Below are 13385 nucleotides of genomic sequence, written 5' to 3' on the forward strand. Positions count from 1 at the left end.
GCGCCCGCCCCCTAGTGTCCCGAAGCCGTGCCGGGCGGAATCTTGAACGGATCGGCGGCCTGCCCGGACAGGTTGGCCATCTCACCAGTCAAGAAGTCGGGTGGGTTGAGGATCTCGTTCATGTGGGCCATGTTCGGGTCGAAATACGCCGTGGTGAAGAACGTTTCGCCAAGCCGGCGCAGGGTGAGGTCGAAGGTGGTGAACACGTTGAGGTAGTCGCCACGCACGGCCTGCTTGATTCCGTAGTTGGGGAACGGGAACGTCAGCAAGATCTGCAGCGAGGTGACCAGGTTTTTCCGGTTGTCGTTGAGCGCCTTGACGACCGAGTAGAGGTCCTTCATGTCGGCGGCGAAGTCCACTTTGGTCTTTGCCAAGATGTTCGAGGTGACATTCGCCAGCTTGTGCAGCGCCCCGAAGGCCTCGACGATGTGGCCCCGGTTCTTGTTGAGCACACCAATCGCCTCGGGCAGCGTGTCCAGCGCCCGGCCCAGGTTGTCCTTGTCGTGTGCGAGGGTCGCCGAGAATCGGTTGAGTCCGTCGACGGCATCGATGATGTCGTTGACCTGGCGGTTCAGCCCCGACGTCAGCTCCGCGAGCCTGGGGATGAGGCCGACGAACTGGTCCTGGCGGCCGGCGACGGCACGGTAGGTCTCGTCGGTGATCTCTTCCAGGGCACCGACATTGCCCTTGTTCACCACTACGCCCAGCGCCGAGAGCACCTCTTCGGTGGTGGGGTAGCGGCCGGTGTTGGCCTCCGCGATCTTCGACCCGTCCTTCAGCCTGCCGACGGCCGGCTTGTCCTTCGGTTGGGCCAGGTCGATGTGCATCGAACCGAGCAGCGATGTCTGCGCGACCGTCGCGGTCGAGTTGGCGGGCAGCACGACGTTTTTGTCCAGCGCCAATTTGACTGCGGCATAGAAGGATCCGTCGGACCGTTGTTCGGCCGAGATGCCGGCGACACTGCCGACGGTGACGTCGTCGACCATGACCGGGGAGTTCTGCGGCAGGGTCGCCACGTCGGGCAGTTCGACGGTGATCGAGTAGGCGCCGCTGCCGTGGCCGGCGGTGCCGGGCATCGCCAGCGAGTTCAGCCCGCTGAACTGGCAGCCGGCCAGCAGCATGCCGCCGGTCGCCAATCCGCCGGCGCGCAACCACATTCGGTTCATCCGCCACCACCCAGGTCGGCGGCCGGCCCGCTGGGCGCCTGGCCCGGGGCGGGGCCGGCAGCGGACCGAACGCGCTGCCGGGAGCGGGGCCGGGCGCGGGAGCGGCACCCGCCGGTGCCGGTTGGCCCGGCCCGGGAGCGGCCTGCGGGGCCGTCGGGACCAGCAGGGCCTGCAGATCCGCCGGGTTCTGCGCGGCCGGCGGTGTCTGGGTGCCCTTCGCCGGGATCCAGGTCAGCTGCGGCACCGGGGTCGCCGACTTGGCCTGGGTTTCGGGGGTGTCGTAGATGATCTGGCCCTTGTACGCCGTGATCGTGTTGAGCGGGTGGAACATCAGCGGCGGATAGTTCACGGTGAGCCGGCGCAGCACCGGGCCGAGCCGCTCACGGCACAGCTCGGCGCGCTTGAAGTAGTCGGGTGCCCTGGGCCCGGCGGCGGTTTCGAAGGAGCCACCGCAGATGAACTGCACGGGGTTGGCGAACTCCGGAATCGACAACAGACCGTTGAGGGTGCCCTGCGCGGGGTCGTAGATGTTGTAGAAGTTCGCGATACCCGGGCCCGCGACGTGCAGCACCTGCTCGATGTTGTCGCTCTGGTCGCTGAGCGTCTTCGCGAAGTCGTTGAGGTTGTTGACCGTATCGACGATCGTCGAGTTGTTCTCGTGCAGGAATCCCCGGATGTCCGACAGCGCCTTGTTGAGCGTGCCCAGGGTGGTGTCGAGGTGGCGCGAGCTGTCGGCGAGCACCTGAGACACCGAGGCGACGTTGCCGGCGAACTGGACGATCTGCTCGTTGCTGGACGACAGCGCGTTGACCAGCACCTGCAGGTTTTTCACCGTGCCGAAGATGTCGCCGCGCGAATCCCCCAGTCGCCCAGCGGCTTGCGAGAGCTCACGCAGGGCGTTGTGGAACGACTGGCCCTTGCCGTCGAAGGTGTCGGCGGCCTGGTTGATCGCCGCGCCCAAGGGCCCCTGCATCGATCCGGCCGTCGGTCCGAGTTGCACCGCCAGCTTGGTCAGCGACTCCTTGACCTCGTCCCATTCCACCGGGACCGCCGTGCGGCCCAGCCCGATGCTGGCGCCGTCGGCCATCTCCGGGCCGCTGGTGTACGCCGGAGTCAGCTGAATGAACCGGGCCGCCACCAGGTTTGGCGACATGATGATCGCCTTGGCGTCCTTCGGCACCTTCACGTCCTTGGAGACCGACATGGTGATCTTGACGTCGGACGGCCGCGGCTCGATCGTGTCGATGGTGCCGACCGGGACACCGAGGATCCGCACCTGGTCACCGGGGTACAGGCCGACGGCGGAGGCGAAATAGCCGACGATCTTGCGGTTGTTCGCTTGCGAAGACAGCACATACACGCCACCCACCAGCACCGCGACGAGCGCGATGATGGTGGCGTAGCGCAGCCCCCTGCTGCCCAGGATCCGCTGCGTCATGGCGACTTCGGCCTGATGGTCCAGCGCTCCTGAATCAGGCCGCGCAGGTAGTCGGCGAGGCTGGCAGGCATCTTGCCGGGCTGGTAGAAGAAGTCGAACATGGTGGCGATCAGCGGCGCCGGGATCACGCCGTAGACGTTGACGTTGAATCCGGGACCCGACCCGACGACCTCGCCGAGCTCGGTGGCGTAGGTGGGTAGCCGCTTGAGGGCCTCGGTGATGTAGTCGCGGCGCTCGTTGAGGTTGGACAGCACGTCGTTGAGCTTGTCCAGCGCGGGACCGAATTCCTTGCGGTTGTCTGCGACGAATCCGGAGATCTGGGTGGACAGGTCCTGGATCCCCGAGATCAGCTGGCTCAGGGCGCTGCGCCGTTCGTCGAGGGCGGCGAACAACTCGTTGCCGTCATCGACCAGTTTGTTGACCTGCCCGGCGCGCTGGGACAGCACACCGGTGACCGACTTCGCGTGTGCGAGCAGGCTTTGGAGCGCCTCGTCGCGGCGATCCAGGGTGCGCGACAGCGACGTCACGCCGTCCAGCGCCCCGCGCAGCTGCGGGTTGGCGTCGTGCAGCGTGTCGGTCAGCACGTTCAGCGCCTTCTCGAACTGCGGCTTGTCCAGGTTGTTGGCGTTCTGACCCAGATCCTCGAGCGCACCGGCGAGCGTGTACGGCGTCGTGGTGCGGCTGAGCGGGATGGTGGTCGTCTTGCCACCGCCGGCCGGGGTTACCGAGATGGAGCGCTCACCGAGGATGGTGTCGGTGCGGATCGCGGCCAGCGACTGGTCACCGACCGCGACGTGGCGATCGACGCTGAAGCTGATCTTGGCGCTGTCGCCGGCCAGACCCACCGAGGTCACCTTGCCGACCTTGAAGCCCGAAACATACACGGCATTGCCGGGATTGATGCCGCCGGCGTCGGTGAAGTAGGCGTCGTAGATTTTGCCCTGGGGCCAGAACGGTAGTCCGGAGTAGCCGAACGCGATGAGCACGACACACACCACCAGCACCACGCCGAAGATGCCGGTGCGCAGTGGATCGCGCTCACGCCCTGCATTACTTGGCAAAAGCGCACCTCCCCTTGCTGGGATCCACCTGGCCACCGAGCGGCAGCAGGATGTCGCTGCCGGCCGGGCCGTTGATCTTGATCGTCACGGAGCAGAAGTAGATGTTGAAGAACGACCCGTAGGCGCCGAGGGCGGACAGCCGCAGGTAGTCCTCGCCCAGCTGCTCGACGTCGTTGTTCACCTCGGCCTTGCGGTTGTCTATCTCGGTGGCCAGCGGGCGGGTGTTCTCCAGGATGCCCTGCAACGGGCGGCGCGAATTCTTCAGCAGCTCAGTCAGGTCCGTCGTCGTCGATGCCAGCGGCGGGATGGCGCCGGCGATGTCGTCCTTGTGCTCGGCCAGCCCGGTGATCAGCTGTTGCAGCTGATCGACGCTGGCGGAGAACTGTGCGCTGCGTTGGTCCACGGTGGTCAGCACCGTGTTGAGGTTGTTGATCACGTCGCCGATGAGCTGGTCGCGCTGGCCCAGCGCCGAGGAGAACGCGCTGGTGTCGGCCAGCACATCGGACAGCGCCCCGCCCTGGCCCTGCAGCAACTGGATGACCGCGCCGCTGATCGTGTTGACCTTGTCGGCGTCCAGGCCTTTGAGCACCGGTCGCAGTCCGCCCAGCAGGGCGTCGAGATCCAGTGCGGGCTGGGTGTGTTGGCTGTTGATCGTCGCGCCGGCCGGTAGCTTGCGCAGCTCCCCGGGACCCGACGTGATCTCCAAAAACCGGTCACCCACCAGGTTTTCATAGCGGATCACCGCGCGGGTGGACGAGTACAGGGTGTAGCGCTTGTCGACGCCGAACTTCACGTCGATGGTGTTGTCGGGGTTGAGCTTGATGCCCGACACCGCGCCGACCGGCACCCCGGCGATACGAACCTTCTGGCCGGGCTTCAGTCGCGACACGTCGGTAAACGTTGCGTGGTAAGTGCTTTCGGGGCCGAACCGGAAGTCGCCGAAGACCACCACCAGCCCCGCGGACACCAACAGCATGGCCACCGCGAAGATGCTGACCTTGGTGATCATCTCGCGGTGCGACGGCATTCCCGAGCCGGCCATCAGAAGTCGTCCCGTTCGGCGAAGGCGCCGTGGAACAAGAACTGCAGCGTGGAGGGCGCGTCGAACTGCAGCTCGGTGAACGGTTCGTAGGGGATGTTGGCGTTGTCGGTCACCAGGAACGGTGCCCGGTACCACGACCCGCCGTGTTGCTTGTTCGGGATGTCGGGCAAGCCGCGGCAGTTCGGGCCGCCGGAGGCGTTCACGATCGGCAACGATTCCGGATAGGTGTACGACGGTGCGCCCAGCACGAAGCTCGACGACGTGAACAGGCCGGCTTTCTTCACACCGAGGATCGGCCCGAATTCCTTGAGGCCTCGGTCGATTCCGGCGAACAGGCAGCCGAATTCCGGCGAGTACTCGGCGGCCACCTTGAGCGGGGCCCGCAACCGGTTGATGGCGTCGATGAAGTCCTGTTCGGCCGGGGCCAGGGTGTCATAGGCGTTGTTCGACAAGCCGATGGTGGCCAACAGCGTGTCGTTGAGGTTCTTCTGCTGATCCACCACCGTCTTGTTGATCGTCGGCAGGTTGTCGATCACGGTGGTCAGGTCCGGCGCGGCGTCGGCGTAGACGTTCGCCACCACCGCGGTCTTGCGGAAGTCCTCCTGCAGCGCGGGCAGCTTCGGGTTCGCCTGGCGCGTCAAGGTATTCAGTCCGGTCAGGATGTTGCCCAGGTCGTCGCCGTGGCCGCGCAGGCCCTCCGCGAACGCGCTCAGCGTGCCGTTGAGCTCGACGGGGTCGATCTTGTGCAGCAGGTCCATCAACGACTGGAACAAGGTGTTGACCTCCAACTGCACCGACGAGGCCGCGACATGCGCGTCCGGGCGCAGCGAGGTCGGCGAGGGAGCCTGCGGCGGAATGAATTCCACCGCCTTGGCACCGAAGATGGTGTTACCCGCGATGTGCACCGTCGCGTTGGACGGGATGAAATGCATGTCGTCGCTGTTGATGCCCAGCGTCAGCCGCGCCTGGTCACCCGAAAAGTCGATGGTTTCGACCTTGCCGATCTGGATGCCCCGGTACTTGACCTTGGCGCCCTTCTCCATCACCAGCCCGGCCCGGGGCGCCGACACCGTGACCGTGTCGATCGACGCGAAGGCCGCCGTGTACGAAAGGTAAGTCAGCACAGCGAAAGCCACCAGCAGGCTGGCCAGCACTGCTGCTGCCAGCCGGACGGTTGTGCGTCGCGTGTCTGTTTCTGCCATGTCCCTGTAAGCGGTTCTCTTATCCGGAGAGGTTGAAGTTACCGGACGCCCCATACACAGCGAGCGAGATGAACAATGTGATGACGACGACCACGATCAGCGAAGTCCGCACGGCCTGCCCGACCGCGATCCCGACGCCGACCGGGCCGCCGTGGGCGTTGTAGCCGTAATAGGTATGGACGAGCATGACCGCGATGGACATCACGATGGCCTGCAGGAACGACCACAACAGGTCCGACGGGATAAGGAACGTATTGAAGTAGTGGTCGTAGAGGCCCTTTGACTGCCCGTTGATGTACACCGTGGTGAAGCGGGCGGCAAAGAACGCGGCCAGCACCGACAGCGAGTACAGCGGGATGATCGCGATGAGTCCGGCGATCAGGCGGGTCGATACCAGGTAGGACACCGAATGCACCGCCATGCATTCGACGGCGTCGATCTCCTCGGACACCCGCATGGCGCCCAGTTGGGCGGTGGCGCCGGCGCCGATGGTGGCGGCCAGCGCGATACCCGCGATGACCGGCGCGACGACCCGGACGTTGAGGAACGCCGACAGGAACCCCGTCAGCGCCTCGATGCCGATGTTGCCCAGCGACGAATACCCCTGCACGGCAATGACACCGCCGGAGGCCAGGGTCAGGAAGGCGGCCACACCGACCGTGCCGCCGATCATGACGAGCGCTCCCGCGCCCATCGTCATCTCGGCAATCAGCCGCACGGTCTCCTTGCGGTAGCGGGTGAGGGCATTGGGGACATACCGCATGGTCTGCCCGTAGAAGAGCGCCTGCTCGCCGAAGTCGTCGACCGGCTCCTGCAGCCGGGTGAAGATGCGGCGGAACCGCAGTGTGGCGTCGTAACTCATGGCGTGCGCACCCGTCCCGTCACTTCGCCGAGATCCGCACGCCGATGGCGGTCATCACCACGTTGATCACGAACAGACAGATGAAGGCGTAGACCACGGTTTCGTTGACCGCGTTGCCGACACCCTTGGGCCCACCCTTGACGGTCAGCCCGCGGTAGCAGCCCACCATGCCGGCCATCACGCCGAACAGCAGCGCCTTGACTTCGGCCAGCACCAGCTCGCGCAGGCCGGTCAGCACGGTCAACCCGTTGATGAACGCGCCGGGGTTGACGCCCTGCAGGAAGACGGAGAACACGTAGCCACCGGAAAGACCGATGGCGCACACCAATCCGTTCAGCAGCAGGGCCACCACGGTGGAGGCGAGCACGCGGGGCACGACCAGCCGCTGGATCGGGTCGATGCCGAGCACCCGCATCGCATCGATCTCTTCGCGGATGGTGCGGGCGCCGAGGTCGGCGCAGATCGCGGTGGCGCCGGCACCGGCCACGACGAGCACCGTCACCACCGGGCCCAGCTGGGTGATGGTGCCGAACGCCGTCCCGGCGCCGGACAGGTCGGCGGCGCCGATCTCGCGCAGCAGGATGTTGAGGGTGAATGCCACCAGCACGGTGAACGGGATGGACACCAGCAGCGTGGGGACCAGCGACACGCGCGCGATCATCCAGGTCTGGTCGAGGAACTCGCCGAATTGAAACGGCCGGCGGAAAGCCGCCCGGCCGGTATCCAACATCATTTCGAAAAATCCGCCGACTGCGCGGGCGGGAACCGCAAGTTGTTCCCTCAACGCGGTTCCCCCCTCGGTTTGGTCTCGGCGAAGTCTATGTCTGGCCTTTGCGTCGTCTACGGTCGCACGTGGCTCGGTGTGAGCCGGATCATATTAACCCAGAACAAGTTCACCATGTCAATGAACAGCAGTTCTTTATCCGAACCGTTAATTCGCCAGGTCAGACGCACTTGTCACGTGTCAAACTGACACACGTTCTACCTGGTGATTCCCCCCAATCAACCAGCCTTTTGTGGCTATTGCTCCATCAGCGCACCAGCCGAGAAATTGTGCTCAGGATCACGGCCAGCAAAGTAATCCTGCAGTGTCGAACTCAACTGTGCGGGATCCCAAGCGACGCCGTCGGCGCTGAATTTCCGCTCCACGGTCGGCGCGGCGACCAATGTCACCTGTGGACCGTAGACGATGAACACCTGACCGTTCACCTCGGCGGCCGCCGGGGACGACAGGAACTTCACCAGACTCACGACATGCTCGGGCGACAACGGGTCGACGCCGCCCGCTTCCACCTCGGGTGCGTCGCCGAACACGTCGGCCGTCATCGCGGTGCGCGCGCGGGGGCAGATGGCGTTGGCGCACACCCCGTAGCGGCCCAGCGCCCGTGCGGCGGTGAGAGTGAGCGAGATGATGCCCGCCTTGGCGGCGCCGTAGTTCGCCTGGCCGACCGGACCGACCAGCCCGGCCTCCGACGCGGTGTTGACGATGCGCCCGAAGATCTGGCCGCCGGCGTCCTTGGCCTTGGAGCGCCAGTAGGTCGCCGCGTTGCGGGTCAGCAGGAAGTGCCCGCGCAGGTGCACGGCGATGACGAGGTCCCACTCCTCGTCGGACATGTTGAACAGCATCCGGTCGCGAGTGATGCCGGCGTTGTTGACCACGATGTCGAGGCCACCCAGCGAGTCGGCCTGAGCAACCAGTTCGTCGGCGGTGGCGCGTTCGCTGATGTCGCCGGCCACGGCGACGGCCTTCGAACCAACCGAGTTGATCTCGTCGATGACGTCGGAGGCGTCCAACGCCGCTGCGATGTCGTTGACGACGACGGTCGCGCCCTGGCGCGCCAGGCCGAGCGCCTCGGCGCGCCCCAGGCCCGCGGCCGCACCGGTCACCACCGCGACCTTTCCGGAGAGATCGGTCGCGTTCGTGCTGCTAGTCAATTTATGAATACCTCTAGTTTCGGGTTACGCGCTCGGGGTGGGGATTAATCGCCGCGCTGAAGCGCCGCGCGCGGGCATTCGGCGATCGCCTGCTCGGCCAGTTGCTCCTGATCGGCGGGAATCGGGTCGAGCTTCACCACGGCGTAGTCCTCGTCGTCCAGGTCGAAGATATCCGGCGCAATTCCCAAGCACACCGCGTTACCTTCGCACCGGTCACGGTCCACGATCACCCGCACAGCACCCTCCTAGAACCTGGCCTTCACCGAAGGACTCGCCTCATCAGTATGTAGGTCCACCATAGGGCCCCGAAACCTCTGGCGAAACGGTCGCTGGATTCCCAGACTAGAACGTGTTACAACCGGGGAGGCGAACGGGTAGCCGTTGGTCGAGCTGCAGCCTGTGACGAGGCTTGTTACTGAAGAACGTCGTAAACCTCAAGGACGGCCGAAATGCGTATCAGTTACACCCCGGAACAAGAGGAGCTGCGTCGCGAGCTGCGGTCGTACTTCACCGAGTTGATGACCCCCGAGCGCCGCGAGGCGCTGACCTCGTCGGGCGGCGGCGAGGTCGGGACCGGCACCGCCTACCGCGACACCGTCGCGCAGATGGGCAAGGACGGGTGGCTCACCCTGAACTGGCCCAAAGAATACGGCGGCCAGGACCGCTCGCCGATGGACTCGCTGATCTTCACCGACGAGGCCGCCATCGCCGGCGTGCCGGTGCCGTTCCTGACCATCAACAGCGTGGCGCCGACGATCATGGCGTTCGGCACCGAGGAGCAGAAGAAGTTCTTCCTGCCCAAGATCGCCGCCGGCGAATTGCACTTCTCCATCGGCTACTCCGAGCCCGGCGCCGGCACCGACCTGGCAAACCTGCGCACCACGGCGGTGCGCGACGGTGACGACTACGTCATCAACGGCCAGAAGATGTGGACCAGCCTGATCGCCTATGCGGACTGGGTGTGGCTGGCGGTGCGCACCAACCCGGAGGCCAAGAAGCACCGCGGCATCTCGATGCTGACCGTGCCGACGACCGCCGAGGGTTTCTCCTGGACTCCGGTGCACACCATGGCCGGCGTGGACACCAGCGCCACCTACTACTCCGATGTGCGCGTCCCGGTGACCAACCTGGTCGGCGAGGAGAACGGCGGCTGGAAGCTGGTGACCAACCAGCTCAACCACGAGCGGGTCGCGCTGGTCTCGGCGCAACCGATCTTCCTGGCCCTGCGCGAGGTTCGCGAATGGACGCAGAACACCAAGGACGCCGGCGGCGCCCGGCTGATCGACTCGGAATGGGTGCAGATCAACCTGGCCCGCGTGCACGCCAAGGCCGAGGTGCTCAAGCTGATCAACTGGGAACTGGCGTCCGCGTCGAGTGAAACCCTGAACCCGGCGGACGCCTCGGCGGCCAAGGTGTACGGCACCGAGCTGGCCACCGAGGCCTACCGGCTGCTGATGGAGGTGTTGGGTACCGCCGCGACGGTGCGCCAGAATTCGCCGGGCTCGTTGCTGCGCGGCCGGGTCGAACGGATGCACCGGGCCTGCCTGATCCTGACGTTCGGCGGCGGCACCAACGAAGTGCAGCGCGACATCATCGGCATGGTCGCCCTCGGCCTGCCCCGGAACCGCTGAGCCGCAACGGAATAGAAGGACGGACGTTCATGGATTTCACCACCACCGAAGCGGCGAACGACCTCGGCAATCTGGTCGACACCATCGTGGACTCGGTATGCACCCCCGAACACCAGCGTGAGCTCGACGCGCTCGACCAGCGTTTCGACCGCGACCTGTGGCGCAAGCTGATCGACGCCGGCATCCTGTCCAGCGCCTCGGCGTCATCGTTGGGCGGTGACGGCTTCGGCGCGCTCGAGCAGATCGCGATCCTGGTTGCGCTGGGACGCCAGCTGGCCGCGGTGCCCTATCTCGACTCGGTGATGCTGGGCGCGGGCGCGCTGGCGCGGTTCGGCTCCGAGGACCTGCAACAGAACTGGGGCGCGCCCGCGGTCAACGGCGAGAAGACGCTGACCGTCGCCCTCGACGCCGAGATGGGCGACGGCCCCGTGCAGGCCGCCAAGGCGGGCGGTGGCTACCGGCTGACCGGTACCCGCACCCAGGTCGGCTTCGGCCCGGTCGCCGACGCGTTCCTGGTTCCCGCCGAAACGGACTCCGGCACCGCGGTTTTCCTGGTCACCGCCGAGGATCCGGGCGTCACGGTGACCGCACTGGAGACCACCGGCCTGGGCAGCGTCGGCCACCTGGCTTTGGACGGGACCGAGGTGGACGAGGGTCGCAAGGTCGGCGGCGAAGAGGTCGTGACCTGGCTCGGCACGCTGGGCACGTTGGGCCGCAGCGCGTTCCAGCTCGGGGTGCTCGAGCGGGGCCTGCAGATGACGGCCGAGTACGCGCGCGAGCGTGAGCAGTTCGACCGCCCGATCGGCAGCTTCCAGGCGGTATCGCAGCGGCTGGCCGACGGCTACATCGACGTCAAGGGCCTGCGGCTCACCCTCACCCAGGCGGCCTGGCGGGTCTCGGAAGACATTCCGGCCGAAATCGACGTCGCCAGTGCGGCGTTCTGGGCGGCGGACGCCGGTCACCGGGTGGCGCACACCATCGTGCACGTGCACGGCGGCGTCGGCGTCGACACCGATCACCCCGCGCACCGCTACTTCCTGGCCGCCAAGGAGATTGAGTTCGCCCTGGGCGGTGCGACCGGCCAGCTGCGCCGGATCGGCCGGGAGCTGGCCGAGACTCCCGCTTAGGCGCAATGGATCTCACCGATGACCTGACGGTCACCAAGCTGCTGGCGCCGCTGACCGAGATCGACGATCGGGGTATCTACTTCGAGGACTCGTTCACCAGCTGGCGCGACCACCTGCAGCACGGTGCTGCCATCGCCGCGGCGCTGCGTGCGCGGCTCGACCCCGCCCGGCCGCCGCATGTCGGCGTGCTGCTGGAGAACACCCCGTTCTTCTCGGCGATGCTGGTGGCGGCGGGAATGTCGGGCATCGTGCCGGTGGGACTCAACCCGGTGCGCCGCGGCGAGGCGTTGCGACGCGACATCGCAAGGGCCGACTGCCAATTGGTGCTGGCCGATTCGAAGTCGGCTGAAACGCTGGGCGACATCGAGCACCTCAACGCCGATTCGCCCCAGTGGGCCGACGAGATGGCCGAGCATCGCGACGCGCCGATCACTTTTCAGAACGCCTCGCCCGCCGACCTGTTCATGTTGATCTTCACGTCGGGCACCAGCGGCGAGCCCAAGGCGGTCAAGTGCAGCCACGGCAAGGTCGCGATCGCCGGCGTGACGATGTCACAGCGCTTCGACCTGGGCCGCGACGACGTCTGCTACGTGTCGATGCCGCTATTCCATTCCAACGCGGTGCTGGTCGGCTGGGCGGTGGCGGCGGCCTGCGAGGGCTCGATGGCGTTGCGGCGCAAGTTCTCCGCGTCGAACTTCATCGTCGATGTGCGCCGCTACGGCGCCACCTACGCGAACTACGTGGGCAAGCCGCTGTCGTACGTGCTTGCCACGCCCGAGCGCCCCGACGATGCGGACAATCCGCTGCGCGCGGTGTACGGCAACGAGGGTGTGCCCGATGACATCGAGCGCTTCGGGCGCAGATTCGGCTGCGTCGTGCAGGACGGGTTCGGTTCGACCGAAGGCGGCGTGGCCATCGCGCGCACGCCCGACACGCCGGCGGGTTCGCTGGGCCCGCTCCCCGACGGCATCGACATCATCGACCCCGACACCGGGGCGTCATGCCCGCCCGGCGTGGTCGGCGAACTGGTCAACACGGCGGGGCCGGGGCGTTTCGAGGGTTACTACAACGACGAGGCGGCCGAGGCCGAACGGATGGCCGGCGGGGTGTACCACAGCGGTGATCTCGCCTATCGCGACGACGCAGGCTACGCGTATTTCGCCGGGCGGCTGGGCGATTGGATGCGAGTGGACGGCGAAAACCTTGGTGCGGCCCCGATCGAACGGGTGTTGCTGCGCCATCCCGACGTCAGCGAGGTCGCGGTATACCCGGTGCCGGACGCGATGGTCGGCGACCAGGTGATGGCCGCCGTGGTGCTGGCGCCGGGCGCCGAACTCGACGACGACAAGTTCCGCGCCTTCTTGTCCGAGCAGCCGGACCTGGGACCCAAGCAGTGGCCGTCGTACGTGCGGATCACCGCCGAACTCCCGCGGACGGTGACGTTCAAGGTGCTGAAGCGACAGCTGGCCGCCCAGGGCGTGGACTGCGGTGATCCGGTGTGGAAGATCCACCGATAGCGGGCGTTGCCGCCTGATGCGCCGTCCTGGCAGTAAACTCAGCGGTTGATGAAAATCCGCGAAGTGATCGCCGGCTCGATCCTGGTCGGGTGGCTGGGCGCGGCCGCGCTCGGGCGAAGCGCCGGTTTCGCCGCGGCGGAGCCGCCGCCGCCCCCGCCACCGCCACCCCCGCCGCCGCTGGTGTGGTCACCGCCGACCCCTGACCCCGAACCGTGGGAAGCTCCTCCGCCGGAGCAGGGACCGCCCCTGCCGCCACTCCCACCGCCGGCGGGCTGATGCCCCCGCCCCGTGCACGCCGCAGGTGACTGCGGGGCCGCAATGAAAATGCCGCTTAGACAAGGAGACGCGATGGTGGATGAGCCGGTCGCCGCCGTCCGCGTCACGCCCGCCGATAGCGAAATCAG

General features: G+C 66.6%; 12 protein-coding genes and 1 pseudogene. 4 read left to right on the forward strand and 9 right to left on the reverse strand.

The genetic code is table 11. The features are described 5' to 3' along the window. Positions 1-11: 11 nt before the first annotated feature. The 9 genes and pseudogenes from B9D87_RS16115 to B9D87_RS16155 form a co-directional block, all read right to left on the reverse strand. A complete protein-coding gene (locus tag B9D87_RS16115; protein WP_007772507.1) occupies positions 12-1166 on the reverse strand; it encodes an MCE family protein in 1155 nt (384 codons plus the stop codon). Continuing rightward, positions 1163-2604, reverse strand: a pseudogene (locus tag B9D87_RS16120) (virulence factor Mce family protein). The gene B9D87_RS16115 and the pseudogene B9D87_RS16120 overlap by 4 nt, the downstream one beginning before the upstream one ends. After that, positions 2601-3665, reverse strand: a complete 1065-nt coding sequence (locus B9D87_RS16125; RefSeq protein WP_040630652.1) for a virulence factor Mce family protein — start codon at positions 3663-3665, stop codon at positions 2601-2603. Before B9D87_RS16125 ends, B9D87_RS16120 begins: the two are co-directional and overlap by 4 nt. Beyond that, on the reverse strand, positions 3655-4707 hold the full coding sequence (locus B9D87_RS16130) for an MCE family protein (RefSeq protein ID WP_007772502.1): 1053 nt from the start codon (positions 4705-4707) through the stop codon (positions 3655-3657). Before B9D87_RS16130 ends, B9D87_RS16125 begins: the two co-directional genes overlap by 11 nt. Continuing rightward, entirely contained in the window at positions 4707-5909 is a 1203-nt protein-coding gene (locus B9D87_RS16135) for an MCE family protein (RefSeq protein ID WP_007772501.1), read from the reverse strand. The genes B9D87_RS16130 and B9D87_RS16135 overlap by 1 nt, the downstream gene beginning before the upstream one ends. Before the next feature lie 19 nt (positions 5910-5928). After that, the gene (locus tag B9D87_RS16140; protein WP_007772500.1) at positions 5929-6771 is read right to left on the reverse strand and encodes an MlaE family ABC transporter permease; all 843 of its coding nucleotides are present in this window, start codon (positions 6769-6771) and stop codon (positions 5929-5931) included. 19 nt (positions 6772-6790) lie between these two features. Then, the gene (locus B9D87_RS16145; protein ID WP_007772499.1) at positions 6791-7555 is read right to left on the reverse strand and encodes an MlaE family ABC transporter permease; all 765 of its coding nucleotides are present in this window, start codon (positions 7553-7555) and stop codon (positions 6791-6793) included. Positions 7556-7791: 236 nt separating this feature from the next. Beyond that, positions 7792-8706, reverse strand: a complete 915-nt coding sequence (locus B9D87_RS16150; RefSeq protein ID WP_007772498.1) for a 3-oxoacyl-ACP reductase — start codon at positions 8704-8706, stop codon at positions 7792-7794. 44 nt (positions 8707-8750) lie between these two features. After that, positions 8751-8942 carry a ferredoxin gene (locus B9D87_RS16155; RefSeq protein ID WP_007772497.1) on the reverse strand — a complete coding sequence of 64 codons (192 nt, stop codon included), beginning with the start codon at positions 8940-8942 and terminating at the stop codon, positions 8751-8753. A 213-nt stretch (positions 8943-9155) separates the two neighbouring features. On the opposite strand from B9D87_RS16155, the gene B9D87_RS16160 reads away from it, so the two are divergent. The 4 genes from B9D87_RS16160 to B9D87_RS16175 are packed head-to-tail and all read left to right on the forward strand — an operon-like array spanning position 9156 to position 13257. Continuing rightward, on the forward strand, positions 9156-10337 hold the full coding sequence (locus tag B9D87_RS16160) for an acyl-CoA dehydrogenase (protein WP_007772496.1): 1182 nt from the start codon (positions 9156-9158) through the stop codon (positions 10335-10337). A gap of 29 nt (positions 10338-10366) precedes the next feature. Next, positions 10367-11464 (forward strand): acyl-CoA dehydrogenase family protein, encoded by a 1098-nt coding sequence (locus tag B9D87_RS16165; protein ID WP_007772495.1) that lies wholly within the window; start codon positions 10367-10369, stop codon positions 11462-11464. Between the two features lie 5 nt (positions 11465-11469). Then, on the forward strand, positions 11470-12981 hold the full coding sequence (fadD17, locus tag B9D87_RS16170) for a long-chain-fatty-acid--CoA ligase FadD17 (RefSeq protein WP_007772493.1): 1512 nt from the start codon (positions 11470-11472) through the stop codon (positions 12979-12981). 48 nt (positions 12982-13029) lie between these two features. Continuing rightward, complete coding sequence (locus tag B9D87_RS16175) at positions 13030-13257, forward strand: hypothetical protein (RefSeq protein WP_080598574.1); 228 nt, start codon at positions 13030-13032, stop codon at positions 13255-13257. The last annotated feature ends 128 nt before the right edge of the window (positions 13258-13385 follow it).

The sequence above is a fragment of the Mycobacterium colombiense CECT 3035 genome (assembly GCF_002105755.1).
GTDB lineage: Bacteria > Actinomycetota > Actinomycetes > Mycobacteriales > Mycobacteriaceae > Mycobacterium > Mycobacterium colombiense.

Excerpts from the sequence above, each read along its gene's own strand:
- B9D87_RS16135 (WP_007772501.1), bottom strand. The coding sequence starts at position 5,909 with ATGGCAGAAACAGACACGCGACGCACAACCGTCCGGCTGGCAGCAGCA.
- B9D87_RS16175 (WP_080598574.1), top strand. The coding sequence starts at position 13,030 with ATGAAAATCCGCGAAGTGATCGCCGGCTCGATCCTGGTCGGGTGGCTG.
- B9D87_RS16160 (WP_007772496.1), top strand. The coding sequence starts at position 9,156 with ATGCGTATCAGTTACACCCCGGAACAAGAGGAGCTGCGTCGCGAGCTG.
- fadD17 (WP_007772493.1), top strand. The coding sequence starts at position 11,470 with ATGGATCTCACCGATGACCTGACGGTCACCAAGCTGCTGGCGCCGCTG.
- B9D87_RS16130 (WP_007772502.1), bottom strand. The coding sequence starts at position 4,707 with ATGGCCGGCTCGGGAATGCCGTCGCACCGCGAGATGATCACCAAGGTC.
- B9D87_RS16140 (WP_007772500.1), bottom strand. The coding sequence starts at position 6,771 with ATGAGTTACGACGCCACACTGCGGTTCCGCCGCATCTTCACCCGGCTG.
- B9D87_RS16165 (WP_007772495.1), top strand. The coding sequence starts at position 10,367 with ATGGATTTCACCACCACCGAAGCGGCGAACGACCTCGGCAATCTGGTC.
- B9D87_RS16115 (WP_007772507.1), bottom strand. The coding sequence starts at position 1,166 with ATGAACCGAATGTGGTTGCGCGCCGGCGGATTGGCGACCGGCGGCATG.